We start from the raw sequence: 26,602 nt of genomic DNA, 5'->3' as shown, positions 1-26,602 counted from the left end.
TCCGCTTACAGCAGGTCCCGGAACAGCGGAACAAAACTGAATGAAACACCTTGTTCGCAGCCAGGGTTTTGGCGCGGTCATCGGCGTCGCGGTCATGCTTGCCGTCTTTACGCTTGTCGACTTTTCCGGCTGGTGGACGGTTCCGACCGTGTCGAACGTGACCCAGTTCGCATCAATCCTCGCCTTCGTCACGATGGGCGAGGCACTGGTCATCATGACCAAGGAAATCGACCTTTCGGTGGGTTCGGTCTACGGGCTGGCGGGCGTTTCCTTCATCACCCTGGAGCCACCACTTGGCGTCCCCGGTTCGCTGCTCGTGGCGCTTCTCATTGCGGCGCTTGCCGGCTTGGGCCAGGGCATTGCCGTGGTCAAGGGGCAGTTGCCGTCAATGATCGTAACCCTGGGCGGCCTCTTCATCGCGCGCGGCATCATCTATGTCTGGACGGGCGGATCGGTGCACAATTTCTCTCCCGACGCGCGCGCCCATCCGCTGACACGAGTTCTGGGCGGTGAGTTGTTCGGCGTCGAAGCCGCGATCTTCTGGATTGTGGCGATTGCGGCGCTTCTCGGCCTAATGTTGTGGGCAACGCCGTTCGGAAACCGACTGCTTGCGACCGGGGGCGGGCGGGAAAGCGCCGAATCGCGAGGTGTTAGGACCGAAAGGGTCAAGATCGTCACTTTCGTACTCTGCTCGCTGCTGGCTGGCTTTGCCGGCATCCTGACCTTGTGCAACCAACCGCAGACCCACGTGACGCTTGGCGAGAACATGGAGCTCGAGGCAATCTCCGCTGCGGTCATCGGCGGCTGTCTGCTCACCGGTGGGCGCGGTTCGATCCTGGGCGCCATCCTGGGCGCACTCATCGTGGTGAGCTTCCGCTACGAGCTGATTGCGCTCGGAGCGCCATCGTCCTGGTACATCACCTTCGTCGGCGTCGTGCTCATCGCGGCGGTCATCTTCAATCAGAGTCTGGCCCGGCGCCTCGGGCACAGCGTTTGACACGGGAGCGCGCCCGAATGACGAACGATCATCCTCTCATCCAGGTCAAGAACCTCGACCTTTATTTCGGCGCCTTCCATGCGCTCAGGAACGTCTCCGTCGACTTCCACGCAGGTGAGCTGGTGGGCCTCGTCGGGGACAACGGCGCCGGCAAGACGACGCTGATCCGTGTCCTATGCGGCATTCATGCGCCAACTTCCGGGGAGGTCTTCTTCGATGGCAGGAGGGCTGAGAAGTTCCATCCCAAGCTCGCCATAGATCAAGGCATCGAGACCATCCAACAGTCGGTGGGACTTTGCGACAATCTGTCGATCGCCCGCAATTTCTATCTCGGGCGGGAGCCGGTGAAGCGCATCCTCGGCATTCCCTTTCTGGATTTCGCGCTGATGCGCGAGAAGTCGGCCCGCGTCATCCGGCAGTTCGGACTTCGCGACAACGTATCTACTGACGATGAGGTGGAACGCCTGTCGGGCGGTGAGCGCCAGTCGGTCAAGATCGGCCGGGCGGTCGAATTCAAGAACCGCGTCGTCATCATGGACGAACCGACCAATCACCTGTCGGTACGCGAACGCGAACACGTCAACGAGCTTGCCGTGCAGCTCAAGGAACAGGGCCTGCTAGTGATCTACATCACCCACGACATCTTCCAGGTCCACAAGCTCGCGGACCGCATCGTCATCATGGAGAACGGCTCGAAGGTCGCCGACGCGTCCACTGATGCGATGACGGCCGAGGAGCTGGAGGAAGTTATCCGTCAGGGCGGCCGTGTGGTCGAGAAGCGGGAGACGGCCTGATGGCTTTGTCGGCCGCCAAACCCCTGATACGGCGTCACGCCGAGGTCGGCATCTTTCTTATCGGCGCGGTCTTGGTCATCCTGTTCGCGTCGACATCGGATGGTCGATGGGCCAACCTCTACAACATCGGGACGATCGTCCAGGTGACGGCCACACTTGGCCTGATGAGCCTGGGGGTGGCACTGGTCATCGGAACGGGCGAGATCGACATTTCCGTCGGCTCGACGTTTGGCATGGGCGCGCTGGCCTATCTGTGGCTCGCAGCACATGTCGATCCGCTGGCCGCAGCCGCCGCCGCGATCATCGTGGGTGCGGCCATAGGCCTACTGAATGGGCTGCTCGTGACCCGGACCGGCACGCCGTCCCTCATCGTCACGCTTGGGACGCTGATGATCTTTCGAGGCATTGCAATCGCGCTGACCGAGGGGTTCTCATTCTCCATTCCCTATGCCGCGCGCAAGGGATGCAGCTATTTCCTGCTCGGCGGTGACGATTTCCTCGACTTCAACACCGCGCTCTACTGGCTGATCGCCGTAGTCGCCGTCCTACTGGTGATGTTGAAGGCGACGCCTTTCGGCAACCGGCTGCTCGCCGTCGGCGGATCGACAGAAAGCGCTCACTCCCGTGGCGTCCGCGTCGGTCGCATCAAGCTGTCCGCGTTCGTCCTGTGCGGAATGCTGGCGGCGTTCGCCGGCACGCTGGAGGCCGGCAAGCTCGGTTTCGCGGACGGGTCGATGGGTCGTCTCATGGAATTGCAGGCGATCGCCTCCTGCGTGCTTGGCGGGTGCGTGCTGGCCGGCGGCCGCATATCGCTTCTTGGAGCGCTGATGGGAGCATTCGTGCTGTCGTCCATCCAATCGTATCTCGTCGTGATGGNGTGATGGGCGTGCAGCCGCAATGGTTCGTGCTGATCCTCGGGGTGATCGTGGTACTCGCGGCCTATGGCGACAAGTCTCTTCGCCAATGGGCCCTCAGAAGATGAAAGCAGCAGCATGACCGTTAGAATTGCGATCGTTGGGGCCGGCATCATGGGGGCCGACCATGCCCGGATCGTGGCGGAGGAGTTGCCCGGCGCAACCCTGCAGGTCGTATGCGACGCCTCACCCGAGCGGGCGAGGACAGTGGCGCAGGAACACGGCGCGGGAGACGTCACCACGGATCCGGTCGCGACCATCAGGCGCGGCGACGTCGATGCCGTGGTCATCGCCAGCCCCGACGACACCCACGCGCCCTTGTCGCTGGCCGCCATCGAGGCCGGCAAGCCTGTGCTTTGCGAAAAGCCACTGTCGCAGGACGCGAACGAATGCCTTCATGTGATCGAGGCCGAGGTCGCGCGCGGCCGACGCTTCGTCCAACTCGGCTTCATGCGCCGCTTCGATCCCTCCTACCGCGATCTGAAGGCGATACTGGACGATGGCTCACTTGGTCGCGCGATCATGATGCACAACTTCCACCGCAACGTGGAGGCGCCGGCGAACTTCACCGGTCAGATGGCCGTCACCAATTCGGCCCCGCACGAGTTCGACGTTGCCCGCTTTGTGCTCAGCACCGACTACAAGGCGATCTCCGTCTTCCAGCCTTCGGTCGTCCACACGACCAAGACCGGCGCGCCGGTCTTCATGGTGCTCGAGACGGACAAGGGCCAGCTCGTCAACATCGAGATCAACAACAATGCCGCCTATGGTTACGACGTTCGTGGCGAGCTCGTCGGCGAGAAGGGATCGGTCCTTCTGAATGCGCCCGTCTACACGCGCCGCAACGACCAATTGATGGCCTACGAGCGCTATGCTCCCGACTGGCGGCCACGCTTCGCGGAAGCCTACAGGCTTCAGGACAAGGCGTTCCTGGAATTCGTCCGTTCGGGCGTGTTTCCGACAGTCGCGGCCGACGCATGGGATGGCTACTGCGCCGCGCGGGTGGCGGAAGCGGGGGTCGAGGCGCTCGCGACCGGCGCGCGCGTGGGCATCGCGATGGACGCCAAACCGGATCTGTATCGACGATCGAAGCTGCCATGAAGGCAGCTGTTGCTCCGGCAGTGTCGCGGTCATGCTCGGCAAGGGTTGCAGACGCTTCAGCTAACCGACAGCCGCCAGAGGACATGGCGGCGATGAAGCAATGGATAGCCCGCAATTCTTCCAGCTTTTCCAGGGTGACGATCCGCATAGCCCGGTTCGCGCTGGAAAATCCGACCGAGGTGGCAATCGATAACGGCGCCGAGCTGGCCACTGTCGTCGGCGTCTCCCGCACCTCGATTAGCCGCTTTGCGTTGGCCTTGGGCTTCGAAAGCCATGCGCAGCTTCGCCGCTTCTTTCAAAGAGAAGCCATATCGCGTCAAAAAAAGGATCTATCATGAAGCTGGGTTTTGTTTCCGACAGTCTTGGAGGCATGTCGTTCGAAGCGGTTCTCGACAACGCGGCGCGCCTCGGCGTCTCGGGTGTCGAGGTGAACACCGGCGGCTGGTCGACCGCGCCGCACTTCGACCTGGCGTCGATGAAGGCGAAGCCGGAAGCGCGACGGGCTTTCCTGAAGGCGTTCGGCGACAGGGGACTTGAGATCATCGCCCTCAACGCCAATGGCAATCCCCTGCATCCCACCCAGCCGGAACAGGCCGGGTGCCTGAAGGACACGATCCGCATTGCCGGAGAAATGGGCATCAAGACCGTCTGCACCATGTCGGGCTTGCCGCCCGGACGCGAAGGCGACCTCATGCCGAACTGGGTGGTCTCCTCCTGGCCGCCCGAAACGCAGGTGATCTTGCGCTATCAGTGGGGCGAGAAGCTGCTGCCGTTCTGGGCTGAGGTCGCGGATCTGGCGAAGAAGAGCGGCGTCGAACGCATCGCACTGGAACTACATGGCAGCCAGTGTGTCTACAACGTTCCTTCGCTCCTCAAGCTTCGTGCGGCCATCGGTCCGGTGATCGGCGCCAACCTCGATCCCTCGCATCTGTTCTGGATGGGGGCGGATCCACTGATTGCAGCCGAAGCGCTGGGCGAGGCGATCTTCCACGTCCACGCCAAGGACACCATGCTTAATGCGTCGGTTCAAGCGACCACTTCGCTGCTTGAAAACGGCTCGCTGATGGACATTCCCGGCCGCAGTTGGTCGTACATCACGCTCGGCTTCGGCCATGGCGAGGAGTGGTGGCACCAGTTCTGCTACCGACTGAAGATGGCCGGCTACGACGGTTGGCTCTCTGTCGAGCACGAGGATGTGCTGCTCAACAGCCTGGAAGGGCTCGAGAAATCGATCGCTCTGCTGAGAGGCGTGATGCCTGTAGCCGCAAGCGATTTCAGCCCGCAGGCGATCTAGCTAGAGTCTAAAGCCTTTCGACGATGTGGAAAACGAGTTGCGCGGCGAGCATTTCCTCGCCTGGCGACGCGGCGAAGGTGCGGTGCGGCTGCTGGGCCGCGATGGCCACCGCATGCTGCTCGAACATGCTGGCGACAGGATGCTGTCACACCATCTTGCCGAACACGGCGACAATGCCGCCACCGCAATCGCGGCGGAGGTGATGGCCAAGCTGTTCTCGCCTTCGACGCACCCTGCCCCGCCGGACCCTCAGCCGCTGCGGACACGGTTTTTCAGCCTGTTCAAAAAGGCGAAGGCCGATCGCGCCGCCGGCGAAAGGAGCCTGTATGTCGAAGCTGCCGAAATCGCGGAACGGCTGCTGTCCAATCCGCACGACGTGCGGCCGCTGCACGGCGACCTGCATCAAGACAACATCATGCACGGTCCGCGTGGCTGGCTGGCGATCGACCCGAAGGGCGTTCTCGGCGACCCCGGCTTCGACGCCGCCAACATGTTCTACAACCCACTTGACCGGGACGATCTTTGCCTCGATCCGCGGCGGATCGCGCATATGGCGCATGTCTTTGCCGCAACGCTCGGCCAGTCGCCGCCCGCGATACTGGATCACGCCATCGCCTATGGCTGCCTGTCGGCTGCATGGCATCATGAGGATCGCAATGCGGTCGACGAAAACCGCGAGCTGGCGATTGCCGCGGCAATCCGGCGGGTGCGGCTCAGCCTCTGAGAGCAATCTCATGAGGCAGCGGATAAGCGCCCTTGGTGCCGCGCCAATGCGCGGCGGCGAAGCCGAGCAGAAACAGCGCGAATGCCTGATGCGTCAGGGCCATGTGCAGAGGCACCTGCATCAATAGCGTGCCGATGCCGATCGACGCCTGCACCACGACAATCAGGAACAGCAGCGTCGCGCGTCGGGCATGCGTCGTGCCCGGCAGGCGCCGGCGTGTCGCAATCATGTGCCAGAGCGCGACCGCGAAGATCGTGTAGGCGCCGACCCGGTGGACGAATTGCACCGTCTTCGGGTTTTCGAAGAAATTGCGCCATGCCGGCTCGAGCAGCAGCAGGTCGCCGGGGACCAGCTTGCCGTCCATCAGCGGCCAGGTGTTGTAGCTCAAGCCGGCGTCTAGCCCTGCGACCAGCCCGCCGAGATAGATCTGGACCAGCGCCAGCAGCACCAGGAAGCCGGCCAGACGTTGCGTCGAGCGGTCGGCGGCAGGTTCCGAGTGCGGCGCCAGCCCACGCGCGACCACCATGGTCGCCGTGAAGATCAGCGCCGCCAGCGTCAGATGCGTCGCCAGCCGATATTGGCTGACCGAAACCCGGTCAACCAACCCGGACGCCACCATCCACCAGCCTATCGCGCCCTGCAGAGCGCCGAGAAGGAGGATGCCCGACAACTTCGTGCCGAGGCCCCGCTCGATGCGGCGCGTCGCCCAGAAGAACAGCAGCGGCAGGGCGAAGACCACGCCGACACTACGCGCCAGGATGCGGTGCACCCATTCCCACCAGAAGATCGATTTGAACGCCTCGATGCTCATGCCGTTGTTGAGTTCGGCATATTGCGGGGTCTGCTGGTAGCGCAGGAACTCCTCCTGCCACTCGGCATCATTGAGCGGCGGGATGACGCCGTGTATCGGCTGCCATTCGGTGATCGACAGGCCGGAATTGGTGAGCCTTGTAGCGCCGCCGACCAGTACCAGCGCAAACAGCACCAGGAGCACGACATAGAGCCAACCGCGTACCAGCGCGCGGTTGCGAAGGTCGCGATCGCGGGCGGCGAAAGGCGCGGCATCGGATATGGCAGCAGCCATGGATTTGTCCCGGCAGTTGAAGTCGCGGATTGGTGAACCATCGCAACCCGGCTTGCAAGACCGGACAGCGCGGCACGCCGTCGCGCCGTTTCTGGCGGGTTGCGCGTATTGGCTGTTCGGCCTAAGCGATAGCGATCAACGAGATCGCGCCATGCCCATTCGCCTGAAAAAGCTGATCGGAAGCTTCCTGCTGGTAGTGCTGGTCATAGTCTATGCGCTGGTCGCCTCGATCGTGGCGGTCGCCCAATTGTCGCAGTCCGGGCCGCTGGCGCACTTCATCTTCTTCCTGCTCAGCGGGCTTTTGTGGGTGCTGCCGGCGATGGGCATCATCAAATGGCTGATCCTGGAGCCGCGGCCGAAGGGGCGAGGCAACAGTTAGATCGTCACCACCGTCTTGCCGGCATTGGCCAGCGGCGTCGTCACGCCCGACAACATTGTTCGGATGTGGGCGACGCTCTGATAGCGGCCATTGACCGAAATGCGCGGCAGTGCGTGCAGGAAGCCGGCATGCTCGGCGCGGAGTATGCCGTGGCGGGTCGTCACCGCCGAGGCATAGCCGGCATCGCGGACTAGGCCTACTTCGCGGCGGCCGACGGCACTGGCATAACCGTAGGGATAGGCGAAATGGCGCGGCTCCTCGCCGAGTTTGGCCTGCAATATGCGCTTGACGTCGCCGATCTCATGTCGCGCATCGCTCTCGGAAAGCCGCTTCAGATTGCAGTGATTGACGCTATGTGCGCCGATCGTCACCAGCGGGTGCTCGGCCATGGTGCGGATCTCGTCCCAGTTCATCAGCGTGCTCGGGCGCGGACCACCCAATTCGATGCCGTTCGAGCGCGCCAGATCCCGCAACACCGCACGCTGGTCCTGCTCGCGCACCTTCAGCGTCAGATGAGCGTGCAGGCGCGCATTGGCCTGGACCTTTTTTCCCGGACTCGAGCAGTCGATTGTCACCGGGCCATCCGGCGTCGTCAGCGTCAGGCGATCGCGCGCATTGACGATGTCCTCGACCACGTCCCACCACAAATCGGCGGCGCCGTCGATCAGTCCCGGCGCGACGTAAATGGTGATCGGCGCGCCGTGTTTCTCCAGCACCGGCAGCGCCTCGGTCATGTTGTCTCGATAGGCGTCGTCGGCGGTGATCGTCGCAAACTGGCCGTACTTGTCGCCAGCCTTGATGCGCTCGATCGCCTCGTCAAGCGTGACGAAACTGTAGCCGTTCGCCTTCATGTCGGCGATCACGGTGTCGAGAAACCCAGGCGCGATGTTCAAGTGGCGGTTGACGCCGTTCGGCTTTTCCGGTGTCGCGGTTACCCGATGCAGCATCAGGATAGCGCCGAGACCGCCGATAAACGGCTTGGCCAGCGGAGCGAGACCGGAATAGCGGGCGAGATTGAGCGCCAGTTTGCGGATTGCCTCGCCCCCGTCGATCATTCATTCACCTTTTGCGCCTAAGCTCATCAAGCATGGAATGCGCCTGCGCGGACCCCCAATCGCGACGAATACGCCCTAAGGATTGAGGTATGGTTGACGCCACCGCGTCATTTGACGGCAATCGGCTGGCAAGCAGCGAGGCGTCGCCGTGTGCCTTGCCGGCCGGCAAAGCCGGCCTGTCAACCTCGGTCGCCGATAGTGCGGCGTTGGCGGCGTACGCAGAATTCTGCCATTCCGCGCTTTTTGCCCCTGCGCAAAGCGCAGGCTGGATCCTGAACTGGGCCGCACATACCGGCGCCGACGTTGTCGTTGCGACGCTGCGCGCCGAGGACAGGCCGGTTTTCTCACTGGCGCTGGAGGTCACTCGCAGTGGAGCGTTCCGCGTCGCCCGGTTCATGGGCGGCCGCCATGCAAACGGCAATTTTGCCGCCGCCGACCCGCAATGGCTGGCGAATGCCGATAGCGCGGCGATCCGCTCGATGCTGGCTGCGATTGCCAAGGCGCGGCGCGACATCGATCTTGTTGCGCTGGAGCGGCTGCTGCCCGATCTCGACGGCGTTGCCAACCCGCTCTCCGCCTTGCCGCATTTTTCGAGCCCCAATCTGTCGCTGGCCGCCGGTCTTGTGGGAGGATTTGACGCACTGCTCACCCGCGTGAGCGGCAAGCGCAGGCGCAAGAAGCATCGCTCGCAGGCGCGCAAGTTCGAGGCCGTTGGCAGCTATCGTCGCATCGAGGCGAGGACTGCGGACGAGGTGCACATGCTGCTCGATGCCTTTTTCGAGATGAAGGAATTCCGCTTCCGCAAGATGGGCATCGCCAATGTTTTCGGTGAGGCGGAGGTGCGCGCTTTTTTCCGCTCGCTGTTTGCCGACGCGCTTCAAGAGGAATATCCGTCCTTCGTCCTGCATGGGCTGGAAGTCGCCGGGAAACTTCGTGCAGTCACCGGATCGAGCCGCACGGGCAAGCGGCTGATCTGCGAATTCGGGGCGATCGCCGAGGACGACCTCGCACACACCAGCCCGGGCGACTTCCTGTTCTTCGAGAACATCCTGGAAGCCTGCGAGGCGGGTTTCGAAATCTATGATTTCTCGGTCGGCGACGAACCCTACAAGCGATTGTGGTGCGATGTCGAAACGCAGCATTTCGAGGTGCTGGTTCCGCTGACGCTGAAAGGTCGTGCGCTGGCGCTTGCGCTCAGGCACGGCGCAAGCCTGAAGGCATTCATCAAGCACAGCCCAATGGTCTGGAAGCTGACCAAGCTGCTGCGCCGCAAAGCCGTGGGGCGGACAGCACCGGCCGCAGGCGAAGACGACAGCTGATTTCGATTTGAGAGAAAACTGCCTCAGGCGGCCGAGCGCCGTCCCGGCATTGGGCCCGGCGCCACATGGCCGATGGGCGTGACCAGCGTCAGGTCGGGATAGCCACTCTCGATGAGCGCGACCGCGGCCTGCGTCACCTCGTCGTCCGGCTCAAGCATGGAGAGCAAGACCTCGGTCCCCTCGCCCACCAGGCGGCTGATGCCTTGCGCGTCGGCCGGTCCGCATTCGACCACGACCAAATCATAGGCGGTGGTCAGCGACTGCATGATGATCGGCAGCCGGTCGGCGGCGCGCATGGCGCGGACCGGATCGGCTGTGCCGACGGGAATAACGTGGCAGTCCGAATAGAGATCGGGGTGGATCACATCGCTGAACTGCGCTTGCGAGGCGAGCAGATCGGTGATGCCCGGAAACAGCCCGCTGTCCAGCATCGGCCGCGAGGCGGCACCCGAAGCGGTGAGATCAAGCAGCAGCACGCGTAGCCCGGCGTCGGAGACTGCGCGCGCCACCAACACCGCCGAGGCGGCCGCCTCGTCGCCTTCTGGCGACACGAATATGGCGCGGGCGGCACCGGTGGCGATCAGTTTTTCCGCGGCCTTGTCGATGTCGACCTCGCCGAGGATAGAACGTGCCGGTTCAATGTCTCCAGCGGCCATTTCAGAGTACTCCGGTTCGATTTTCTCGGCAGCCGCTTCCGCCACCGCGACGGGTTCCGGCTCCACTTTGCTTTCAATGATATTGTCGTCGTCGGCCTCATCGATCTCGACGACTGCCGGTTCGGACCGGCCAACCGACGGGTCGGGCTCGGCCATCACGCGTTCGGCCTGGACAGCCGGCATCGCAACCTGCTCGATGCGCTCGAAATGGGCACCGGCGGCCGGACGCATGGCGCGGCCGGAAAACAGTTCCTGCAGCAGCGTGACGATCGCCATGATGAGCAACGAGCCGACAAAGGCCGCACTGACAATCGGACCAATCTTGGGGAAATAAGGTTCGGCCGGCACCTGGGCCTCCGAAAATACGCGAGCGTCGACGGGCAGATAGTTGCGATCCTTGCGTGCGGCCGCCTGGAGATAGCTGGATGAATAGAGATCGAGCTGCTGACGCTTGGTCGCGGCATCACGCTGCAGCGCATCGAGTTCCACCTGCTCTTCGCCGGCGCGGGCGGACGCCGCCTTCAGCGTGTTGACGTCTGCCACGAGTTGAGCCTCTCGCGCCTTCGCCGTCTCGGCCTGCGCCATCAGACCTTTCATGATCTTTTCCGCTTCGTTGCGGATCTGGCGGTCGAGATCCGCGAGCTGCGACTTCAGCGCGCGGATGCGCGGATGGTTGTCGAGCAAGGTGGTGGAAAGGTCGGCGATGTTGTTCTTGAGTTCGACTTGCCGCTCGCGCAGGCGCTGGATCAGTTCGGAAGACAACACCTCCGGAACGGCATCCAGCGAGCCGCCATTGCGCAACGCCCTGCGCACGCTGTCAGCGGTCGCTTCCGCCGAAGCGCGATTGGCGCGCACGCGTGACAGTTCGCTCGACAATTCGGACAGCTGCTGGGTGGCAAGCACCGAATTGTTGCCGCCCATCAAAAGATCGGACTGCGCACGGAATGCGGCAACCTTGGCTTCCGCCTCCTTCACCCGGTTCTGCAGATCCGCGATTTCCGGCGCCAGAAAGTCGGTGGCGGCGGAATTCGATTCGAGCTTGGCATTGCCCTTGGAGGCGATATAGGCGTTTGCAATGGCGTTCGGGATCGCGGCGGCAAGCTTTGGATCCTCTGACGAGAACTCGATTGCGATCGCGCGGGTTTTTTCAACGCCATAGACGTTGAGCTTCTCATGCATTGCGTCCAGCACGCGCTCTTCCAGCGGAATCTCGAACGGATCGCTTTTCAAGCCAACAAGGACAAGGGCGCGGCTCAGCGCCGACATCTTCAGCGCCTCGTCGAATTCGGGCAATTTCGCCAGGTTGAGCTTCGCCGCCACCTGCTTGAGGATGTCGGGGGACGAGATGATCTGGACCTCGGTGGCCACAGCCTCTTCGTCGGGAATCGACCGCTCGTTGCCGTTGGCCCCGGCTGGCCGCGTGAACTCCGATTCTCGAGGCCCGATCTCCAGCTTGGCTGCCGCCTTGTATTCGGGCGTTGCAAGCCAGGCGAGCGCAAAGGCCAGGCCGGTTACAACCAGTGCGACGACAAGGATGCGCAACCAGTTTCGCGCCAGGCTGGCGAAAAGCTGCCTGAGATCGACGTCGACATCTGCGGCCGCGGATTGAACGGACATGCATCCCTGCTCCGGTACTGAGTCAGCATGCACCGTAAACAACTATGGTAACTCAGCCGTTAATATCGCGGTAAGAACCTGTTAGGCTCTACTAACAAGCCGCAAACAAGAGGCTGAAAACCATCTGCATTTGTCGATCCGGCCCGCATCGGCCGCGCGCCTTTACCGGCCATTAACCCTAACAGGATGATAACCGAGCTCGATCGTTAAGGTTTGCCGCAGAGTCGCCGGCTATTCAAAGGTACGTGTCCGCTCATGAAAAGCACTGCTCCCCTTTTCCGCGCGCTGCTTGCCGTATCGATGCTTTCGGGCTGCTCCAGCTACCGGCCGACGCCGGCCGCATTCCATGAAGTTCTCGACCAGCCCTATCGCCTCGGCGCCGGCGACCGCGTCCGCGTAACCGTGTTCGAGCAGGAAGGACTGACCAATACCTACAGCGTCGACCAGTCCGGCTATCTCTCGCTGCCGCTCGTCGGCAACGTGCCGGCGCGCGGCCACACCGCCCAACAGCTTGAAAGCGAGATCGCCGAGAAACTGCGCCAGGGTTATTTGCGGGATCCCGATGTTTCGGTCGAAATCGATCGCTACCGGCCGATCTTCGTCATGGGTGAAGTGGGTGCGGCGGGGCAGTATTCCTACGTTCCAGGCCTGACCGTGCAGAAAGCCGTCGCCATCGCCGGCGGGTTCACGCCACGCGCCAACCAGGAAAGCGTCGACATTACCCGCGACATCAACGGCAAGGTGATAACCGGACGCGTGGTGACCTCCGACCCGCTATTGCCCGGCGATACAGTCTATGTTCGCGAACGCCTGTTTTGATGTGCTGACAAAGTGGCGGACACACTCAGGATCGTCCACTGCTTTCGCTCACCGGTCGGAGGCATCTTCCGGCATGTGCGCGACCTGACCGAGGCTCAGGTCGCCGCCGGCCATGCCGTCGGCATCGTCTGCGATTCGACGACGGGCGGCGATTTCGAGGAACGGCTGTTCGAACAGATGAAAGGCAGCCTGGCGCTCGGCATTCACCGCACCCCGATGCAGCGGCATGTCGGGCCAGGCGATCTCGCCTCGGCCCGGCGCACCTATAGGATCATAAAAGAATTGCGGCCGGACGTGCTGCACGGGCATGGCGCCAAAGGTGGCGCCTATGCCCGTCTGTTCGGCTCATTGTTGCGGGTATCCAGGTCTCGCGTAGCCCGCCTTTATTCGCCGCATGGCGGCTCGCTTCACTATGACGAGACCACCGCCATGGGGAAGCTGTTCTTCGCGCTCGAGCGCTTCATGGCTCGCTTCACCGATTGCCTGCTGTTTGTTTCCGATTATGAGCGGCGGACTTATCGCAGGAAGGTCGGCGAGCCGCCCATTCCGAACGCTCTCGTCCACAACGGCCTGCGCGCCGCCGAGTTCGAGCCGGTGCGGACCGAGCACAATGCGGTTGACCTCCTCTATATCGGCATGATGCGAGACCTCAAAGGCCCGGACATCTTCATCGATGCGCTGGGGCTAGCCGCGACACGGCTCGGCCGCCCATTGAAAGCGCTGATGGTCGGCGACGGCGACGACCTGCCGCGCTATCGCGCCCAGGTGAATCAGCTCGGCCTCGAGGTCAGCTTCCTGGCGCCGATGCCGGCCAGGCTCGCCTTCACGCTGGCCGAACTGGTCGTCGTTCCCTCGCGCGCGGAAGCCATGCCCTATATAGTTCTGGAAGCGCTCGCCGCCGGCAAGCCGATCATCGCGACGGCGGTCGGCGGCATACCGGAAATCTTCGACACCGGCTCGCCTGCCCTGATCCGGCCCGACCCGCGCGAACTTGGCGACAAGATAAGCGCCGCATTGGCCGATCTCGACACCTACAAAGGCCTGATGCCCGGCCTCGCCGACCTCAAGGCACGCTTCGGCGCCGATGTAATGGCCGCCGAAATCGAAAAGGCTTATTTCGCCGCGCTCAAAAAATAGAGCAACGGGTTTCCACCGGGCTGCTCCTGGTGAAAGCGTCTCCAAAGCCATCTGTTGTTTCAAGGGTTTCTTAGCTCTCTTTTGCTATTCACCTGAGGGAAACCTGCGGACGCCCCATGAACGAAATCGACCCAGCGCGCCGTTTTTCGCTAGACGCGGTGCGCAAATTCGACGCCCCTGCCGAGAACAATACGGCCGGCGGCGGCATGACCGATGTTGCCCGCCAGGTCGCCTCGCAATACCGGCGCGATACGATGTCGCCGATCATGGTGAGCGGCGTCCTGCGCATGGTGGAATTCGCGCTGCTGTTGGTGTCAGGTCTTGCCGTCTATTTCTATTATGTCGGCTTTTTCAACTATCTTGCCTGGCAGTACTCACTGACGATCGCCGCCACCTCGTTCCTCGCGGTCGTTCTGTTCGACGTCACCGACTGCTACCAGATCGTCGCACTGATGCGGCCGATCGCCAATTTCGGCCGTCTCCTGCTGGTCTGGGCCGGAACCTTCGCCTTGATGGCGCTCACCGCCTTCACCATGAAAATGTCGGAAGACTATTCGCGCCTGCTCTTCGGCACGTGGTTCGTCGTCGGTTTCGTGTTGATCCTGGGTCTCCGCCTGGTGATGTCGAAGCTGATCCGGCGCTGGGCGCGCGACGGGCGGATGGAGCGCCGCGCCGTCATCGTCGGTGGCGGCAAGGCGGCGGAGGTACTGATCCGCTCGGTCGAAAGGCAGCCCTACAACGACATCCGCATCTGCGGCATCTTCGACGACCGCGGCGACAAGCGGTCGCCGCCGGTTGTCGCCGGTTATCCCAAGCTCGGTACAATTTCCGAACTCATCGAATTTGCCCGCATCGCGCGCATCGACATGCTGATCGTATCGCTGCCGCTGACCGCCGAATCGCGCGTGCTGCAGTTATTGAAGAAGCTGTGGGTGCTGCCGGTCGACATCCGGCTATCGGCGCATTCGAACGCGCTGCAGTTCAGGCCGCGCGCCTATTCCTACATCGGCTCGGTGCCGATGCTCGATATCTTCGACAAGCCGATCAACGACTGGGATTCGGTCGCCAAGCGCGCCTTCGACATTGTCTTTTCGATCATCGGCATCATCGTGTTCTCGCCGGTGATGCTGGCGACCGCAATCGCGATCAAACTCGACAGCAAGGGGCCGGTGCTGTTCCATCAGAAGCGGCACGGCTTCAACAACGAGATTATCGACGTCTACAAGTTCCGTTCGATGTATACCGACAAGGCGGACCCGACGGCGAAGCAGACCGTGACCAAGAACGATCCGCGCGTCACCCGCGTCGGCCGCTTCATCCGCAAGACCTCGATCGACGAACTGCCGCAGTTCTTCAATTCGCTGTTCGGTTCGCTGTCGCTGGTCGGGCCGCGCCCGCACGCCATTGCCGCGCAGTCGCACAACCTCCTCTACAATGAAGTGGTCGACGGCTATTTCGCCCGCCACAAGGTCAAACCCGGTGTGACCGGCTGGGCGCAGATCAATGGCTGGCGCGGCGAGATGGACACCAACGAGAAGATTCGCATGCGGACGGAATACGACCTCTATTACATCGAGAACTGGTCGCTCTTGTTCGACCTCAGAATCCTGTTCCTGACGCCGATCCGCCTGCTCAATACGGAAAACGCGTATTGATCGCGACGGCCTATGAATTGCCGGCTGCGGCGGTCAACGCCAAGCTGATTGCACTGATTGCGTCGGGGGCGGTTTTCCTCGGCGTTTTCCTGTCCGGTTTCGTCATTGCCGAGCCCGCGCCGTACGATCTCTACATGATCGGGCTGATCGTGGTGTGGCCCTTGTTCGGCATGCGTATACAGCGCGCGGCGGTGCCACTTCTGGTGCTGCTGGTTATCATGAACATCGGCGGTATGATCTCGATGACGCAGATGTCGGACCTCGCCGGCACGCCGCTCTATCTCGCCGTCTCGCTGTTCCTGGCCTTAACCGCGGTTTTTTTCGCTTCGGTAACGGCCGTCCGGCCCAGTCTCTACCGGGTGATCTTCGTCGCCTATGTGGTGTCGGCAGTGCTGACTTCGCTGGTCGGCATAGCCGGCTATTTCCATGCCTTTCCAGGAGCGGAGATCTTCACCAAATACGACCGTGCCGCCGGCGCCTTCCAGGACCCGAACGTGTTCGGTCCGTTCCTGGTGCTGCCCGGCATCTACCTGCTCTACCTGCTGCTTACCGGCTCGGTTGCACGCATGCCGCTATTGGCGATGCCGTTGCTGATAATCACCGCCGGCATCTTTTTTTCCTTTTCGCGCGGCGCCTGGGGCATGTTCGCCGTTTCGGCGATCCTGCTGACCGGTGCCTTGTTCCTGCAGAGCGCCAGCGGCAAGTTCAAGCTGCGCGTCGTCGTCATGACCATCGCCGCCGTCGGACTGCTGGTCATCGCAATGATCGTCATCCTGCAACTGCCAGGCGTCGCCGAGATGTTCTCGAACCGCGCACAGCTCGAACAAAGCTACGACACCGCCCGGCTCGGCCGCTTCGCCCGCTATACGATCGGCTTTCAGATGGCACTGGAGCATCCGTTCGGCATCGGCCCGCTCGTCTTCGGCAAGATGTTCGGCGAGGACACGCACGACATCTGGCTGAAGATGCTGATGGATTACGGCTGGCTCGGCTTCGTGTCGTTCCTGACGCTGACGTGCTGGACGATCGCCGCCGGCTTCCGCATTCTGCTGCGCGACCGGCCGTGGCAGCCTTATCTTCTATGCGCCTACGTCGCCTTCATCGGCAATATCGGGCTCGGCACCTTCATCGACATCGACCACTGGCGCCATGTCTACCTGCTGCTTGGCTTGATCTGGGGTGCCATCGCGCTCGAATACCGCCACCAGTGGCAACTGCGGGCGGCGCAGCGACCGGCAATCCCCGTCGCGGTTGCTTCAGGCAGGACAGCAACCGAATTCGGTTGACCGGACCCGGTCTATCACGATACATCGCGACCGGTCCGGAGTGTAGCGCAGCCCGGTAGCGCACTTGACTGGGGGAAAACTGCTCTCAGCCGGCTTTACCTATATCTTTCAAAGCTTTGATGTCAGTCTTTGCGGTTTCCGTGGGACTTTCCGTGGGACCGGCTGCTTCCATCGCCCTCAACACATCGTCCATCATCGCGTGAGCGTATTTGGTCGTCGTCTTGATGTCCTCGTGGCCGAGGAGCTGCTGCACGACCTTCAAATTGCTGTTGCGCAGCACGCGTGTTGCGGCGGTGTGGCGGGTGTCGTGGAAGTGGAAGTTCTTCACCCCGGCCTTCGGAACGGCGCGGCGCATGGCGATCTTCAGCCCTGCCTCGGTCAGCGGATAGCGGTTGCCCTTGATCAGCCCGCGATTGCCCATCTTGACCGTGCGCGCGGCGACATAGGTGAACACCTTCTCGGCGTGGTAGTTCTGCTGCGCCCATAGGATCTCGAACGTCCGCTTGGTCATTGGAATGACCCGGCTCTTGTTGCCCTTCCCGATCACGGTGAACTGGCGGCCGAAGAAATCGACCCGAGACCATTCCAGCCCCAAGATCTCCATCCGCCGACAGCCGTTGACGAACGCGAACTCCACAGCGACGTCGTAACCGCGCGCCAGCTCCGCCATGATGGCGGCTTCTTCACCGCTGCTGGCCTCCCGAACGCGCTCTTTCGGCTCCGGCAGAAGGTGCTTCGACCAGTCGATGGTCGCGGTCCGAGCGCCCCACAGGGCGCCCGCGCGCAAGATGATCTCCCTCAAAGGCTGGGTTGCGGTGCGGTTTACCGTGGCGGCGCTGACCCGCTTTCTGGCCTCCGGCGTCTTGTATTTGCGACCAGGCTTGCGCTGCGAAGGGACGAATTCGCCACGGCGCTTCGCCACCATCGTGGCAACCTTGCTGTCGTCGATCTCCTGCAGCAGGATCGATTCGCCGAAGTGATCCTTCAGCCAGCCCATCGACCAAAGAGTGTTTGAGGCATTCTCGTGATGCTGTCCGACTTCCTGCCAGTATCGCGCCGTGGCGTTCAGCAGCGTCAGATCCGGCGCAAATAGTGCCGCTTCGGCCTTCACGATCGCGCGAGCCTCCTCGCGCTTCAAGCGTTCTACCTGTTCGGCTTCCCGCTTCGTTTTGCGTTCAGTGCTTCCAGAAAATCGGCGACCGCCGAGCTGGAAGTCGTACGAGAACGCACCGTCCTTGGAACCGGGCCTTCTATAGACGGACATTCTGCGACCTTCTTTCTCTTCGCCTTCCAGGCATTGAGATCGTCGAGCTCATACCGCGGCGTCTCGCGCTTCTTCCCCTGCCCGACGTTGATATACGGGATTTCGCCCGCCTTGCGCATAGCGCGCAAGGTGTCTTCGCCGATCCCGAGTTCCGCGCAGGCCTCCTCTGGCGTCAATAGCGGCATGGCTGATGTCCACCGTTCATTGGTCCGGCATCTCCAACCAGACCTGATACTCGAGGCAAAGCTCGCGGAATTTCGCCGCTGGCTCTTCCTCGTGGTCCAGGTCGATGCGCGACTCGACGCCACAGCGCTGATAGATGAATGCCTTGGCGGCATCGGGCGTCCGCACCTCCGCCCAGAGTTGGAACGCGCCCTCGTTGCAGAGGATCCCCGCCTTCTGGGCCAGCGGGCCTCCCTTGCGCTCCGGCGGGCTTGGCGGCGGCTCGGGCGCCGGTGGTGGAGCCTCGATCTCGCCAAAGTCTGCATCTTCCACGCCGACCTCGGTTCCGGCCGAGGCGATGATGTCGACGACCAGGTTCTCGCCGACGAGAACCGCGCCGATCTTCTCACAGTCGCCCACATCGATCAGCGCCTTGACAACATCGGCCAGCGGGATCGAGTAGCGATGGATGATCATTGGCGTCATGCGAGCCCAAGCTCCTCTGCCTTCCATTCCATCAATCTGAATGTGTGCTCCTGGCCGTGGCCTGAGAAGTCTATTCGATCCAGCTTGATCTCATCGGCGCCGTGAATCAGCGAGCGCGGGATCGACTGCCATCCTTGCCGGCTAGCGACCTCAACCATGATGGAGTTCTCGCGGACTTGGCGGACAAGGGCGGTGACAGTCCGGTAAGCGTCGCTCAAAGCCCGACCTCCTCTAGAAATGCGTCGAGCCCGACGGGTTTGTCGGGCCGTTCGATCGATCGGCGTATTTCGATCCAGCCCGCGTTAAGGCGGTCGACCCATTCGTTGCAAATGTCGCGCATGCGCTGGGCTTTAAGCGGATCGGCGGTGCGCAGGATCCTCCGCTCCCACTTGTTGATCTCGCGCCAGCAGCGACGGTGCTCGGCGCGGAACGCCGCAGGCAGCGCCCGGAAGCACCTGCCGCAGATGATCTCGTGGCTATCCGGGAATTTCTCCTGGGCGGCCGTTCTGCGGCAGCGCGGATTAACGCAAGGGATGCGATCGCCCGTCATACGACCCTCCCCGACTGCATTCCGGACCCCGGCACCACGATGACCGGGATGTACCAGTTGAGCGCGATCGTCTTGCCGTCCCCGCTGATCTCCCCGAATTCGCCGATCATCCACTTCGGCCGGCCACCGCCGGCGATGAACTCCTGGTCGAATGCGCCGTCGTGGCGCTTCCAGCGCTTCCCCGGCGTGGTGCCCGTTGGCAGCGTCGCGCTATACTCATCCAGCGCGTCGAACTCGGCCTTGGTGAGGATGAGCGATTTCAATGCCACACCGCCTTCTCGACAGCCGCTTTGCAGTCGTCCAGTGTCTCCATCGCGCCCGTTCGGCCGTCGGCCCAAGTGCCGTAGAACGAGCTGCCCCCGTGGAATTGTTGAACCATGCCGCTCGTACCGTTGAGCAGCCATAAGCTTCCCTTGATCTCGTCGGTGCAGTGGCAAGTCTCGCCCTCTTCGCAGATTATGCAGACCCGCGAAAACCGCCAACGAGAGAACGCTACAACGCTCACGGCACCCTCCCTTCTGTGATTATCTTGATCCCCTCGCCGAACGGCGTTTTGGCGATCAGTGCGTCCATCTCCCGGCTGTCGCCGTATACCGCCCAGAGCACTGGCGACGATGGCTCGTCGCCGAAGTCGCAGACGTAGAGATCGGTGAAGTAGATGATGGCCGATGCGTCCGGGACGTTCTTGGCAATCCAGCGGAAGGTATCCGAGAACGCCGTCCCGCCGCCGCCTTCCGGCCGCATGTCGAGCTCGTCGCCGGTTTCGAACTCTTCGACTCGAGCAACCGCGGCGTCGGCATAGATCACCGTCACCTTGTCGATCATTCCGTCACCGAAGGCTCCATTGACCTCGCTCGCGAAAGTGACCAGCGCCTTGTCGTCGATGCTGCCGGACGTGTCGATCGCGACGACCAGGTGAGTGATAGCCTCATCCGCTCGCATGGAGGGCAGGACGAAGCCAGATTGAAGGAAGCGCCGGTTCGGCCGCATCCAGGAATAGTCGCTCGTCCGAATACCGTCGATGAAACGCCGCAGCACCGAGCGCCAGTCGACGACGGGCGTGGTCAGCCGGTCAACGAGGCGTTGGATGCCGCCCGGCAGCTTCCCGATCCCCTTGGCGATCGCGGCTGCCTGGCGCACCTGCATCTGGATCTCGGCGCGAAGCTGGGCGATCTCGGCCTCGTCGTGCGCGCCGCAGCCGTCTATGACGGCGCCGCATCCGCCCGGATCCCCGCCGCGCGCTTTTGCGCCCTCGTCCTGCAAGATCCGGTAGATTTCTTCAGCCGACAGGCCAGTGAAGCGTTTGTCCAGCAGTCCCATCTTGGGCATGGTGAGCTTGGCCTCGACCAGCTCGCCGTTGATGGCGTAGTCGCACGCCATATTCCACAGCCCAGGCTCGCGGCTCTGCCGGCGGATGTGATGTTCGAAGGCGTTGTGCAGCACCTCGTGGGCCATGACGAAGATCATTTCCGGCTTGGAAAGCTTCATCACGAATTCCGGCTTGTAGAACAGCCGTCGGCCGTCGGTCGCCATTGTCGGCGGATCGAGGTCGGGCTTTTCGATCACATCGAGCTGGACCGCCAGAGATCCAAAAAACGGATGGTCCCAGAGCAGCGACGTGCGCGCGATCAAGATCTTGTCGGCCGGCGTCATAGCGGCACCTTCATGGCAGCTTTCGTGCAGCGAACTATGTCCGCAGGGCTGAGCATTGCTCGCAACTTTGCGATGTCCGCTTCCGAGAGGGAACGCATCGTGTTCCAGTCGCGACGAGGCTCGGCGCGCCACCCTTTGAATTCTCGGAAGCGCGCGTCAAACTCGATTTCGTAATACGGCTGCGCGCTCGCCCGCCCGCGTGCGTAGAAGCGCCATTTGAACTCGCCTATCCTTTGCGGCTGCTGATGTGTCGCAATGAAGCGATCGGTGATTATAGCCATGCCTGCTCCTCCGTGTAGGAGATGCTGGCCGCGCTGCAGCGAGCGACGTGCTCGGGCTTCAGGACAGACCTGAAGACTTTGATGATTTGTTGGTCGTCGATATCGCGGAACGTTGGCTGGGCTGAGGCCTTCACCTTGAAGCCCTGCATCAAAAGAAAAACGCGGCGTCCAAGGTCAAAGGTCAGACGGTAGCTATGCCGGGGGTAGCGCCGTCCCTTTTGATACCAGCGGAAAGTCACATGGGTCTGCGCATAACGGTCCATGCTGAATCGATAATGAGTTTGCAGCGTCTCCGGCGTCATTTGGCGCCCCCGTACTTCAGCGCTGCCGCAGTCGCCTCGGCGATGTGCTTGGGCGCCAGTCTGGCTCTGAGCAGGTCGGTCACGCGCCCCTCGGTCGTCTCAGACCGCGCGACCTCGGGCAGCCGGAACAGGTCCGGCTCGGTCATCCGCTGAAGCGTCCGGACGGCGTCTTTCCTCTTGACCAGTCGGGTCGTGAACCTCCTCGAGTCGAAGAAGAACAGAAGCCTCCATTCCGCGCGCGAGCCGTCTTCGCGAACGCCAGAGAACAACCAGGCAAAGCGATCAGCGCCTCTGAGTGTGGTGAGCGGTCCCCAGATTGTTTTGATCTTGGCCACTGCTATCTCGGCCAATTGAGCGAGGCGGCCGTCGCCGACGCGAAGTCGGCGTTCGACAACCGCTTCCTCATGATCTCGGCAAGGGTCTTCCCAAAGACCATGGGCTTGTCCGGCACGAAGGCGTTGGGGTTTTCTGGCGCCCTCCCAATCTGTTGCTCCGCGCAGCCCGATAAAAAGCAGACGAACTTGCGCTCCGCCACCTTGTAGCGCAGCGTCCAGTGCCCCATGGAATTGTCCTCGCGTACGCCGAAAAAACACCAGTCGATCGCATAGACCTTGCCGGTCAAACCCAACTCGGTGCGAGCAAAAGGGCCGTAGAGGACGCGCAGGAACACGGTCATAGCATCGTGACATCCTGGTTCCTCACTGCCCAATCCTGGAATGCCTTGGTGTCGGCCAGCTTCGCGTCACGGCGGACAGCGTCGACGGCCATCATCACCTCAAACTCCCGCGGCAACCGACGAATGTAAGTCATTATGGCGGCGAAGTTTTCGGTCTTCGCTTTGCGCCCGAGTCCGGCGGCGATTGCGAAGCGAGCCGCCGGTTCCGATGGGACCGGCGTCGTCTCCGGATGCGCGATGACCTGGTCCAATGAGGGCAGCGTGGAATAGACCCGAACGAATCCCTCGAACTCTGCCGCGGCGCCCTCACCGACCAAGCCGGTAACCAGGCCGAGGCGGAGATTTGGCGCGGCATTGGCATGCTTCGACACGCCCGCCCACGATCGAGGCGTCGGGAACGCACGAAGATCTGAGCCTTCCATGACGTGGATCATGCCTGGCCGGAAGCGGATGAACGCGACGACCATTGGACTGATGTCGTGCTTATTGGCCCACGCCGTGAAGGTGTCGACGTCGGGATCGATGTCGACATGGGCCAGCCGGTTTGCGAGCGCCGTCGGCATGCGCTGCGCCGCCGCCCGATCCGACTGCCGGTTGCCGGCGGCGATGATGCGCCAACCATGTGGGAGCCGATATTCGCCAACCTTGCGATCGAGGATCAGGCCGAAGCAGGCGGCCTGGACAGCGGCCGGCGCGGCGTTGAGCTCGTCGAGGAAGAGAATGCCTTCCTTGCCGTCTCGCTCGGCGTTTGGCAGATCCGACGGCGGCAGCCACCTCGCTTGGCCGTCGACGATCGCCGGCAGGCCGCGCATGTCGACCGGGTCGCGCAGCACCGCTCGGAAGTCGATCAGCGGCAAGCTGCGCTCGCCAGCGATATCGCGGACGAGGTCGGACTTGCCGGTGCCTGGCGGGCTCCACAGAAAGACCGGCTGGTCGGCGTCGAGATATGCGGACACCGTCGCTCTGGCGTTGTTGAGGTTCAAGAGTCCACTCCCGGTGTCGAGATGCCGCGCTGCCCGCGGACAAGGGAATTCTGGATGGCGTCGGAAAAATTCTCGCCGTATTGGTTCACGGGCGCATGCGGGTCGATCTTCTCGATCGCATCAGCGATGCGCTTCAATGAAATGGCGATCGAATGCCACATCATCGACCGGCCCTGCTCCTCCGGAATATGACTGTTCCGCGCGAGCAGTTCTTCGAACCGTTCATGAACCTCCGGCTCTAGCCGGGATGTCTGTGCGCTGGCCATCAGAACGGCACTTCGTCGTCAAGGTCGCGATTCGACGAGCGATTGTTGCTCTGGCTACTGCGCTGGCTTTCCCCACCGCTGGACCTGCCACCGCCATCATCGCGGCGCTCGCCGTCGCCCTGCCCCTTCGCGTCGAGCATTTGCAGCTCGCCACGGAACTTCTGCAGCACGATTTCCGTCGAATAGTGATCCTGGCCGTCTTTGGTCCACTTGCGGGTTTGAAGCTGGCCTTCGATGTAGACCTTCATCCCCTTTTTCAAATATTGCTCGGCGACCTTGGCGAGCGAGTCATTGAAGATGACCACGCGATGCCACTCGGTCTTTTCCTTGCGGTCGCCCGAGCTTTTGTCCCGCCAGCTTTCCGACGTGGCGATGCTGAGATTAACGACCGGATCGCCCGAGTTGAGCCGCCGGATCTCTGGATCCTGACCCAGATTTCCAATCAACATCACGCGGTTAAGCGAACCGGCCATTACACACCTATCTCTTTGAGGGCTTCGGATTTTGCGGCGTTGAGTTCGGTCATCGCGTCATGCGAGCCGCCCGGGGTATCGGGATGGCGCGCCTTCGCCAGCGAGCGATAGCGACTTTCGACGCCGGCGGCCGTCGTCGGTAGCGTGCCGTCTACGGAGAAAATCTCCCGCCAGGACCGCCGTTTCGGCGCCGGAAGGGCGGTGAAGCCGCGGAAGGTGGCGCGAACGATGTGCAGGCCGCCGTGGCGCATCTCGGTGCGCCTGGCCTCGACGATATGGTGGATGGCCTGCAGGTTGTCCTCGACCTTCGCGTAGCGGTCGACGGCGATGCAGACCTGCATGCCGTCCCAGACGAACCAGACAGCCACGCCGGAATCAGTCGGGCGCTCGACGCCTAGCGTCACGTTCGACGAGATGACGAGGTTGTCGACCTTCTTCCCGCTATCGCCGGAGAACAGCCCAAGCGACGAGCGCACGTTCTTCAGAGCGGCGGACAATCCGGTCTTGAATTTTGAGGCCACCTTGTTTGGCGTCCTCGGCATCGTGTCGGGCCAAGTCAAGGGAAAAGCCTGGGCTTCCATCAGAAGCAAACCTCCATTTTTGGAGTAGGCTTGGCGCCGACCGGCGTGAGCACTGCATCCTCGTCGGGCCAGCCAAGGTCAATCCGCCGTCTCACGGTAGTCATCGGGGCATATCGGAAGTAGTCGACGGCATCGGGGAGAGAGAAGAACAGCCCGCAGACGTTCACCGTCCTGTTGCGCCGGGTGTTCCGGGCCTGCTGGCTACGCGTTGCCCAGCGGCAGTTGCCGGGATCGTAGTTGCCGTCGTTCTCTTCTCTGTCGAGGGAATGACGAGCCGACGGCTTTGGTCCCATGTCGGCCAGGAAGCACTCAAAGCCAGAGCGAACCCCGTCGGCGTCGAGCCATCGCTTGCAGATCGAGATACCCCGCCCGGCGTAATCCTTGAAACGGTCCTGCCGGTGATTGAGGCAGCGATTTTTCATCGCCGTGTAGGCGCGGTACTCTGGGCTCTGCACCCGGCCGCCGCCAGGCAATCTCATGGTGTGACCGTGCTTAAACGTTCCCATTAGATCACCAACGTCAAATGTTTGGACGCCCTCGTAACCGAGGTGTAGAGATGCCGGTCGGCGTTCTCCTTGAAAAACCGGCTTTCGTCGAACACACACACTCGTGGCCAGCCGCTTCCCTGCGCCTTGTGGCAGGTCAGTGCATAACCGTAGTCAAACTCCTGGGTGCCACGCTTGGCCTTCCAGTCGAGTTCCTTCCCCTTGCCCTGAAAGAACTGCTCGCGGACTTCGACGGGGATCGGGGTGCGCTCTTCAACATCGGGCTCGACGATAGTGAACCGTGCCTTACGCCCGAGCGCCCCTGTTACCGGCTTCTTCACCTCGGAAACGCGGAACAGTTCCCCATTCGATATTGCCTTCTCACGATCGTTCCGCAGGCAGATGACGGTCTCGCCTTTGCCAGGAAGCTCGGTCGTGAAACCGTTGATCTCGCGAAGCCGGCGGTTGAAGTTGAACCGGGTATCGTTGCGTCCGACGATGACGGCATCGGCCCCGGTTACCTCGACCGGGTCAAGATCGGCCTTCCGCGCGATGTTGAGCCCAAGCTGGCGCGTCACCCGCAACAGGAAGTCACCCTCGCGAATGTCGGTTGCAAGCCGGATAATCGCGCTGTCCCGCGCCTGGCGATGAACCTCGATCAGCATCGCGCCGGGTTTGTCAGCCGTGAAGAAGCCGGCGCCCTCGACGGGCGGAAGCTGGAAGGGGTCGCCGAGGACGAGAATCGGAACGCCGAACGATAGAAGATCTCGGCCAAGCTCCTCGTTCACCATCGATACCTCGTCGACGACGAAAAGTGCTGTGTTTTTGAAGCTTTCCGGGTGCAGAAGGTGCCGCTCGACCTTGCCTGTCGCAACATCGAACTCGGTGTTGTAGATCGTCGAATGGATGGTCTGCGCGTCAGCACAGCCGGCCATGCGCATTACCTTGGCGGCCTTGCCAGTGAACGCGGCGTAACGGACCTTGCCGTTTTGCAGCTCGGCAATATGCCTAGCCAGCGTCGTCTTGCCCGTACCGGCATAGCCGGCCAGATAGAAGAACGGCGAATATTTGATGCGCAGCCACGCCGCCACCTGGGCGATGGCGTCCTGCTGACCGGGTGACCAGGCGAGCGCTTCAGCCATGGAACAGCCCCACACCCTTGCGCAATCGCATGGCATAGCCGAAGCCCGCCTCACCCTCGATCGGAAGGCCGATCTGCTTCAGCGCGGCGATGTCACGATAAATCTGACGGGCCGAGGCGCCGGTCTTTGCGGCCAGCTTGTCGGCCGTCGAGATCTCGCGCTCGAGCACTTCGACGATTGTCGCCATGCGGGAGATTGCCTTACCCATGGCGGTCGCCTCTCACGATGTCGAAGAACGCTTCGCCCGGGCCGGGGCGCTGCCGCACCGTGGCGAGCTTGTGCAGCGCATATCGCTTCAGGGTCTGGACAAACTCAGTGGCCGTGTAGATTGCAGCCCACCGCTCGCCATGCTCCTTGACCATATGCGCCGTGGCTGCATGGCGGTTTTCGGCGATGATCTCGACGTAGCCGCCGGCGTAGCCCCAGCCTGTCCCGAAGGTGGCGTAGAAGGTCTCCATCAGAACGTC

34 protein-coding genes and 1 pseudogene are annotated in these 26,602 nt (G+C 62.4%); 13 read left to right on the top strand and 22 right to left on the bottom strand.

Going from position 1 to position 26,602, the window contains the following annotated elements:
* The first annotated feature begins 40 nt into the window (after positions 1 to 40).
* From X773_RS43715 to X773_RS43685, 7 genes and pseudogenes are all read left to right on the top strand, one after another.
* The gene (locus X773_RS43715; RefSeq protein ID WP_023674636.1) at positions 41 to 997 is read left to right on the top strand and encodes an ABC transporter permease; all 957 of its coding nucleotides are present in this window, start codon (positions 41 to 43) and stop codon (positions 995 to 997) included.
* 17 nt (positions 998 to 1,014) lie between these two features.
* Positions 1,015 to 1,791: an ATP-binding cassette domain-containing protein gene (locus tag X773_RS43710; protein ID WP_023674635.1), complete on the top strand. Its 777-nt coding sequence runs from the start codon at positions 1,015 to 1,017 to the stop codon at positions 1,789 to 1,791.
* A complete protein-coding gene (locus X773_RS43705; protein ID WP_245274621.1) occupies positions 1,791 to 2,672 on the top strand; it encodes an ABC transporter permease in 882 nt (293 codons plus the stop codon). The genes X773_RS43710 and X773_RS43705 overlap by 1 nt, the downstream gene beginning before the upstream one ends.
* A gap of 111 nt (positions 2,673 to 2,783) precedes the next feature.
* Positions 2,784 to 3,806: a Gfo/Idh/MocA family oxidoreductase gene (locus X773_RS43700; RefSeq protein WP_023674634.1), complete on the top strand. Its 1,023-nt coding sequence runs from the start codon at positions 2,784 to 2,786 to the stop codon at positions 3,804 to 3,806.
* An 83-nt stretch (positions 3,807 to 3,889) separates the two neighbouring features.
* A complete protein-coding gene (locus X773_RS77240) occupies positions 3,890 to 4,144 on the top strand; it encodes a hypothetical protein (RefSeq protein WP_023674633.1) in 255 nt (84 codons plus the stop codon).
* Complete coding sequence (locus tag X773_RS43690; protein WP_023674632.1) at positions 4,141 to 5,100, top strand: sugar phosphate isomerase/epimerase; 960 nt, start codon at positions 4,141 to 4,143, stop codon at positions 5,098 to 5,100. The genes X773_RS77240 and X773_RS43690 overlap by 4 nt, the downstream gene beginning before the upstream one ends.
* Positions 5,101 to 5,107: 7 nt before the next feature.
* Positions 5,108 to 5,824, top strand: a pseudogene (locus X773_RS43685) (aminoglycoside phosphotransferase family protein); the annotation flags it as partial.
* Here X773_RS43685 and X773_RS43680 read toward each other — a convergent pair.
* Positions 5,814 to 6,908, bottom strand: coding sequence for a COX15/CtaA family protein (locus X773_RS43680; protein WP_023674630.1), 1,095 nt, complete (start codon positions 6,906 to 6,908; stop codon positions 5,814 to 5,816). The pseudogene X773_RS43685 and the gene X773_RS43680 overlap by 11 nt on opposite strands.
* Before the next feature lie 151 nt (positions 6,909 to 7,059).
* Here X773_RS43680 and X773_RS43675 point away from each other — a divergent pair, with 151 nt between their 5' ends.
* Positions 7,060 to 7,287 carry a DUF2842 domain-containing protein gene (locus X773_RS43675; RefSeq protein WP_023674629.1) on the top strand — a complete coding sequence of 76 codons (228 nt, stop codon included), beginning with the start codon at positions 7,060 to 7,062 and terminating at the stop codon, positions 7,285 to 7,287.
* Here X773_RS43675 and X773_RS43670 read toward each other — a convergent pair.
* Positions 7,284 to 8,342 carry a polysaccharide deacetylase family protein gene (locus tag X773_RS43670; protein ID WP_023674628.1) on the bottom strand — a complete coding sequence of 353 codons (1,059 nt, stop codon included), beginning with the start codon at positions 8,340 to 8,342 and terminating at the stop codon, positions 7,284 to 7,286. The two genes, X773_RS43675 and X773_RS43670, sit on opposite strands and share 4 nt — an antisense overlap.
* 89 nt (positions 8,343 to 8,431) lie before the next feature.
* Between X773_RS43670 and X773_RS43665 the strand changes: the two genes are divergently transcribed.
* Entirely contained in the window at positions 8,432 to 9,661 is a 1,230-nt protein-coding gene (locus X773_RS43665) for a GNAT family N-acetyltransferase (RefSeq protein WP_023674627.1), read from the top strand.
* Positions 9,662 to 9,684: 23 nt separating this feature from the next.
* Here the strand turns inward: X773_RS43665 and X773_RS43660 are convergent, their stop codons facing one another.
* Positions 9,685 to 11,934 carry an exopolysaccharide transport family protein gene (locus tag X773_RS43660; RefSeq protein ID WP_023674626.1) on the bottom strand — a complete coding sequence of 750 codons (2,250 nt, stop codon included), beginning with the start codon at positions 11,932 to 11,934 and terminating at the stop codon, positions 9,685 to 9,687.
* A 255-nt stretch (positions 11,935 to 12,189) separates the two neighbouring features.
* Here X773_RS43660 and X773_RS43655 point away from each other — a divergent pair, with 255 nt between their 5' ends.
* The 4 genes from X773_RS43655 to X773_RS43640 all read left to right on the top strand — a co-directional run bounded on the left by X773_RS43655 (position 12,190) and on the right by X773_RS43640 (position 16,831).
* Entirely contained in the window at positions 12,190 to 12,753 is a 564-nt protein-coding gene (locus X773_RS43655; RefSeq protein ID WP_023674625.1) for a polysaccharide biosynthesis/export family protein, read from the top strand.
* Between the two features lie 12 nt (positions 12,754 to 12,765).
* On the top strand, positions 12,766 to 13,890 hold the full coding sequence (locus tag X773_RS43650; RefSeq protein WP_023674624.1) for a glycosyltransferase family 4 protein: 1,125 nt from the start codon (positions 12,766 to 12,768) through the stop codon (positions 13,888 to 13,890).
* 116 nt (positions 13,891 to 14,006) lie between these two features.
* Entirely contained in the window at positions 14,007 to 15,545 is a 1,539-nt protein-coding gene (locus X773_RS43645) for an undecaprenyl-phosphate glucose phosphotransferase (protein ID WP_023674623.1), read from the top strand.
* Positions 15,542 to 16,831, top strand: coding sequence for an O-antigen ligase family protein (locus tag X773_RS43640; RefSeq protein WP_023674622.1), 1,290 nt, complete (start codon positions 15,542 to 15,544; stop codon positions 16,829 to 16,831). The genes X773_RS43645 and X773_RS43640 overlap by 4 nt, the downstream gene beginning before the upstream one ends.
* Positions 16,832 to 16,916: 85 nt before the next feature.
* On the opposite strand, the gene X773_RS43635 is transcribed toward X773_RS43640, so the two are convergent.
* From X773_RS43635 to X773_RS43545, 19 genes are all read right to left on the bottom strand, one after another.
* Entirely contained in the window at positions 16,917 to 17,942 is a 1,026-nt protein-coding gene (locus X773_RS43635; RefSeq protein ID WP_198023522.1) for a site-specific integrase, read from the bottom strand.
* Positions 17,943 to 17,974: 32 nt separating this feature from the next.
* On the bottom strand, positions 17,975 to 18,280 hold the full coding sequence (locus X773_RS73580; protein WP_051406079.1) for a helix-turn-helix domain-containing protein: 306 nt from the start codon (positions 18,278 to 18,280) through the stop codon (positions 17,975 to 17,977).
* A 16-nt stretch (positions 18,281 to 18,296) separates the two neighbouring features.
* Positions 18,297 to 18,734, bottom strand: coding sequence for a hypothetical protein (locus X773_RS77235; protein WP_023674620.1), 438 nt, complete (start codon positions 18,732 to 18,734; stop codon positions 18,297 to 18,299).
* 5 nt (positions 18,735 to 18,739) lie between these two features.
* Positions 18,740 to 18,961, bottom strand: a complete 222-nt coding sequence (locus tag X773_RS43625) for a hypothetical protein (protein ID WP_023674619.1) — start codon at positions 18,959 to 18,961, stop codon at positions 18,740 to 18,742.
* Positions 18,958 to 19,293, bottom strand: coding sequence for a hypothetical protein (locus X773_RS43620; RefSeq protein WP_023674618.1), 336 nt, complete (start codon positions 19,291 to 19,293; stop codon positions 18,958 to 18,960). The genes X773_RS43625 and X773_RS43620 overlap by 4 nt, the downstream gene beginning before the upstream one ends.
* Positions 19,290 to 19,556 carry a hypothetical protein gene (locus tag X773_RS43615; protein WP_023674617.1) on the bottom strand — a complete coding sequence of 89 codons (267 nt, stop codon included), beginning with the start codon at positions 19,554 to 19,556 and terminating at the stop codon, positions 19,290 to 19,292. Before X773_RS43615 ends, X773_RS43620 begins: the two co-directional genes overlap by 4 nt.
* Positions 19,553 to 19,798, bottom strand: coding sequence for a hypothetical protein (locus X773_RS43610; RefSeq protein ID WP_023674616.1), 246 nt, complete (start codon positions 19,796 to 19,798; stop codon positions 19,553 to 19,555). The genes X773_RS43615 and X773_RS43610 overlap by 4 nt, the downstream gene beginning before the upstream one ends.
* A complete protein-coding gene (locus X773_RS43605; protein ID WP_023674615.1) occupies positions 19,795 to 20,946 on the bottom strand; it encodes a VWA-like domain-containing protein in 1,152 nt (383 codons plus the stop codon). Before X773_RS43605 ends, X773_RS43610 begins: the two co-directional genes overlap by 4 nt.
* Positions 20,947 to 21,217: 271 nt before the next feature.
* Positions 21,218 to 21,529 (bottom strand): hypothetical protein, encoded by a 312-nt coding sequence (locus tag X773_RS43595; RefSeq protein ID WP_023674613.1) that lies wholly within the window; start codon positions 21,527 to 21,529, stop codon positions 21,218 to 21,220.
* Positions 21,526 to 21,864: a hypothetical protein gene (locus X773_RS43590; protein ID WP_031211216.1), complete on the bottom strand. Its 339-nt coding sequence runs from the start codon at positions 21,862 to 21,864 to the stop codon at positions 21,526 to 21,528. The genes X773_RS43595 and X773_RS43590 overlap by 4 nt, the downstream gene beginning before the upstream one ends.
* Before the next feature lie 2 nt (positions 21,865 to 21,866).
* The gene (locus tag X773_RS43585; protein ID WP_023674611.1) at positions 21,867 to 22,205 is read right to left on the bottom strand and encodes a hypothetical protein; all 339 of its coding nucleotides are present in this window, start codon (positions 22,203 to 22,205) and stop codon (positions 21,867 to 21,869) included.
* Positions 22,202 to 23,188 carry an ATP-binding protein gene (locus X773_RS43580; RefSeq protein WP_023674610.1) on the bottom strand — a complete coding sequence of 329 codons (987 nt, stop codon included), beginning with the start codon at positions 23,186 to 23,188 and terminating at the stop codon, positions 22,202 to 22,204. The genes X773_RS43585 and X773_RS43580 overlap by 4 nt, the downstream gene beginning before the upstream one ends.
* On the bottom strand, positions 23,185 to 23,454 hold the full coding sequence (locus X773_RS43575) for a hypothetical protein (RefSeq protein ID WP_023674609.1): 270 nt from the start codon (positions 23,452 to 23,454) through the stop codon (positions 23,185 to 23,187). The genes X773_RS43580 and X773_RS43575 overlap by 4 nt, the downstream gene beginning before the upstream one ends.
* Positions 23,454 to 23,927: a single-stranded DNA-binding protein gene (gene ssb, locus X773_RS43570; RefSeq protein ID WP_023674608.1), complete on the bottom strand. Its 474-nt coding sequence runs from the start codon at positions 23,925 to 23,927 to the stop codon at positions 23,454 to 23,456. The genes X773_RS43575 and ssb overlap by 1 nt, the downstream gene beginning before the upstream one ends.
* Positions 23,927 to 24,448 (bottom strand): J domain-containing protein, encoded by a 522-nt coding sequence (locus X773_RS43565; protein WP_348625913.1) that lies wholly within the window; start codon positions 24,446 to 24,448, stop codon positions 23,927 to 23,929. Before X773_RS43565 ends, ssb begins: the two co-directional genes overlap by 1 nt.
* 59 nt (positions 24,449 to 24,507) lie before the next feature.
* Positions 24,508 to 25,014: a hypothetical protein gene (locus X773_RS73575; RefSeq protein ID WP_023674606.1), complete on the bottom strand. Its 507-nt coding sequence runs from the start codon at positions 25,012 to 25,014 to the stop codon at positions 24,508 to 24,510.
* Complete coding sequence (locus X773_RS43555; protein ID WP_023674605.1) at positions 25,014 to 26,135, bottom strand: ATP-dependent RecD-like DNA helicase; 1,122 nt, start codon at positions 26,133 to 26,135, stop codon at positions 25,014 to 25,016. The genes X773_RS73575 and X773_RS43555 overlap by 1 nt, the downstream gene beginning before the upstream one ends.
* Positions 26,128 to 26,343, bottom strand: coding sequence for an HTH domain-containing protein (locus X773_RS43550; protein ID WP_084640940.1), 216 nt, complete (start codon positions 26,341 to 26,343; stop codon positions 26,128 to 26,130). The genes X773_RS43555 and X773_RS43550 overlap by 8 nt, the downstream gene beginning before the upstream one ends.
* Positions 26,336 to 26,593 carry a hypothetical protein gene (locus tag X773_RS43545; protein ID WP_023674603.1) on the bottom strand — a complete coding sequence of 86 codons (258 nt, stop codon included), beginning with the start codon at positions 26,591 to 26,593 and terminating at the stop codon, positions 26,336 to 26,338. Before X773_RS43545 ends, X773_RS43550 begins: the two co-directional genes overlap by 8 nt.
* Positions 26,594 to 26,602: the final 9 nt, after the last annotated feature.

The organism is Mesorhizobium sp. LSJC280B00, assembly GCF_000502835.1.
Taxonomy (GTDB): domain Bacteria; phylum Pseudomonadota; class Alphaproteobacteria; order Rhizobiales; family Rhizobiaceae; genus Mesorhizobium.
The sequence above is the reverse complement of the archived record's forward strand: the minus strand, read 5'-3'. Positions and strand labels throughout refer to the sequence as shown.

Coding starts and splice junctions, on each gene's coding strand:
- X773_RS43715 (WP_023674636.1), top strand. CDS start 41: ATGAAACACCTTGTTCGCAGCCAGGGTTTTGGCGCGGTCATCGGCGTC.
- X773_RS43710 (WP_023674635.1), top strand. CDS start 1,015: ATGACGAACGATCATCCTCTCATCCAGGTCAAGAACCTCGACCTTTAT.
- X773_RS43700 (WP_023674634.1), top strand. CDS start 2,784: ATGACCGTTAGAATTGCGATCGTTGGGGCCGGCATCATGGGGGCCGAC.
- X773_RS77240 (WP_023674633.1), top strand. CDS start 3,890: ATGGCGGCGATGAAGCAATGGATAGCCCGCAATTCTTCCAGCTTTTCC.
- X773_RS43690 (WP_023674632.1), top strand. CDS start 4,141: ATGAAGCTGGGTTTTGTTTCCGACAGTCTTGGAGGCATGTCGTTCGAA.
- X773_RS43680 (WP_023674630.1), bottom strand. CDS start 6,908: ATGGCTGCTGCCATATCCGATGCCGCGCCTTTCGCCGCCCGCGATCGC.
- X773_RS43675 (WP_023674629.1), top strand. CDS start 7,060: ATGCCCATTCGCCTGAAAAAGCTGATCGGAAGCTTCCTGCTGGTAGTG.
- X773_RS43670 (WP_023674628.1), bottom strand. CDS start 8,342: ATGATCGACGGGGGCGAGGCAATCCGCAAACTGGCGCTCAATCTCGCC.
- X773_RS43665 (WP_023674627.1), top strand. CDS start 8,432: ATGGTTGACGCCACCGCGTCATTTGACGGCAATCGGCTGGCAAGCAGC.
- X773_RS43660 (WP_023674626.1), bottom strand. CDS start 11,934: ATGTCCGTTCAATCCGCGGCCGCAGATGTCGACGTCGATCTCAGGCAG.
- X773_RS43655 (WP_023674625.1), top strand. CDS start 12,190: ATGAAAAGCACTGCTCCCCTTTTCCGCGCGCTGCTTGCCGTATCGATG.
- X773_RS43645 (WP_023674623.1), top strand. CDS start 14,007: ATGAACGAAATCGACCCAGCGCGCCGTTTTTCGCTAGACGCGGTGCGC.
- X773_RS73580 (WP_051406079.1), bottom strand. CDS start 18,280: ATGCCGCTATTGACGCCAGAGGAGGCCTGCGCGGAACTCGGGATCGGC.
- X773_RS77235 (WP_023674620.1), bottom strand. CDS start 18,734: ATGATCATCCATCGCTACTCGATCCCGCTGGCCGATGTTGTCAAGGCG.
- X773_RS43620 (WP_023674618.1), bottom strand. CDS start 19,293: ATGACGGGCGATCGCATCCCTTGCGTTAATCCGCGCTGCCGCAGAACG.
- X773_RS43605 (WP_023674615.1), bottom strand. CDS start 20,946: ATGACGCCGGCCGACAAGATCTTGATCGCGCGCACGTCGCTGCTCTGG.
- X773_RS43595 (WP_023674613.1), bottom strand. CDS start 21,529: ATGACGCCGGAGACGCTGCAAACTCATTATCGATTCAGCATGGACCGT.
- X773_RS43585 (WP_023674611.1), bottom strand. CDS start 22,205: ATGACCGTGTTCCTGCGCGTCCTCTACGGCCCTTTTGCTCGCACCGAG.
- X773_RS43575 (WP_023674609.1), bottom strand. CDS start 23,454: ATGGCCAGCGCACAGACATCCCGGCTAGAGCCGGAGGTTCATGAACGG.
- ssb (WP_023674608.1), bottom strand. CDS start 23,927: ATGGCCGGTTCGCTTAACCGCGTGATGTTGATTGGAAATCTGGGTCAG.
- X773_RS73575 (WP_023674606.1), bottom strand. CDS start 25,014: ATGGGAACGTTTAAGCACGGTCACACCATGAGATTGCCTGGCGGCGGC.
- X773_RS43555 (WP_023674605.1), bottom strand. CDS start 26,135: ATGGCTGAAGCGCTCGCCTGGTCACCCGGTCAGCAGGACGCCATCGCC.
- X773_RS43550 (WP_084640940.1), bottom strand. CDS start 26,343: ATGGGTAAGGCAATCTCCCGCATGGCGACAATCGTCGAAGTGCTCGAG.
- X773_RS43545 (WP_023674603.1), bottom strand. CDS start 26,593: ATGGAGACCTTCTACGCCACCTTCGGGACAGGCTGGGGCTACGCCGGC.